Raw genomic sequence first — 1,330 nt, 5'->3', positions numbered from 1 at the left:
GTGTGGGCGGCGGACACGGCGGCGCTGGCGGCGGGGGAGCGCGCCGAGCGCAGCTCCACCGCCGTGCGGTGCCGCAAGCGCAGCCAGTTCGTGCCGCTGCAGCGGGCGCTGCGCGCGGCGGGGCTGCCGGTGCAGGTGGGCGGGCTGGGCGGTCTGCTGTCGACCCCCGAGGTCGCCGACGTCGTCTCCTGCCTGCACGTGCTGCACGACCCGTCCCGCGGGGACCACCTGGTGCGGCTGCTCACGGGGGCGCGCTGGCGGATCGGCCCGCGCGACCTGGAGGTGCTGGCCCGCTGGGCGGTGGAGCTGGACCGGTTGCGGCTGGGCCGGGCGGGGGCCGGCGCGGGGGCGGACGCGCTGCTGCCGGAGACGTCCGACGGCGTCAGCCTCGTGGAGGCCCTCGACGTGCTGCCCCGCCCGGCGTGGGTGACGCCCGAGGGCCGGGGGTTCTCCGCGGAGGGCCGGCGCCGGCTGGAGGTCCTGACCCGCACGCTGCGGCACCTGCGCACCCGCACCCACGCGGGCCTGCCGGAGCTGGTGGGGGAGGTGGAGCGGGCGCTGCTGCTGGACGTGGAGGTCGCCGCGCGCCCGGGCAGCACCCCGGGCTCGGACCGGGCGCACCTGGACGCCTTCGCCGACGCCGCCGCCGCCTTCGCCGCGACGGCGCAGCGCCCGACGCTGGGTGGGCTGCTGGCCTGGCTGGACGCGGCCCGGGCGCGCGAGCGGGGCCTGGAGCCGGGGGCGGTGGAGGTGGACCCGCACGCCGTGCAGCTGCTCACGGTGCACGCCGCCAAGGGCCTGGAGTGGGACGTGGTGGCCGTCCCGGGCCTGGTGGAGGGGGTGTTCCCGGCGGCGGCGGACACCGCCTCGGGGTGGCTGGGCGATGCCGGGGCGGTGCCGTTCCCGCTGCGGGGGGACCGCGCGCACCTGCCGTCGTGGGGGCTGGCGGCTGCCGGCACCCAGAAGGAGCTCGACGTCGCGCGGGAGGAGTTCCGCCGCGCCTGCGGCGCCCACGAGATCGCCGAGGAGCGCCGCCTGGCGTACGTGGCCCTGACCCGGGCCCGGGAGGAGCTGCTGCTCACGGGCGCGTGGTGGGGGGAGGCCGCCGCGCCGCGGCAGCCCTCGCGCTTCCTCGTGGAGCTGCTGGCGGCACCGCCGGGGTCGCTGCCCGGCCTGGTGAGCGTGCCGCCGGCGCCGCCGCCCGCCGCCGGCACCCCGAACCCCCGCACGGCCGAGCCCCAGCGGGTGGTGTGGCCGGTGGACCCGCTGGCCGCGCGCCGGGAGGAGGTGGAGGCCGGGGCCGCTGCGGTGCGCGCCGCCCTGGCCGCGG

1 protein-coding gene is annotated in these 1,330 nt (G+C 80.6%); it reads left to right on the top strand.

Annotation, left to right across the window (positions count from 1 at the left end; genetic code table 11):
• Nucleotides 1-1,330, top strand: a 1,330-nt coding sequence (locus ABEB16_RS16135; RefSeq protein WP_345713245.1) for a 3'-5' exonuclease, incomplete at both ends; no start/stop codon positions are given.

Origin of the sequence: Kineococcus glutinatus, assembly GCF_039542765.1 — a bacterium.
Classification (GTDB): domain Bacteria; phylum Actinomycetota; class Actinomycetes; order Actinomycetales; family Kineococcaceae; genus Kineococcus_A; species Kineococcus_A glutinatus.
Note: the sequence above shows the minus strand (reverse complement) of the source record. Positions and strands in the feature narration are given on the sequence as shown.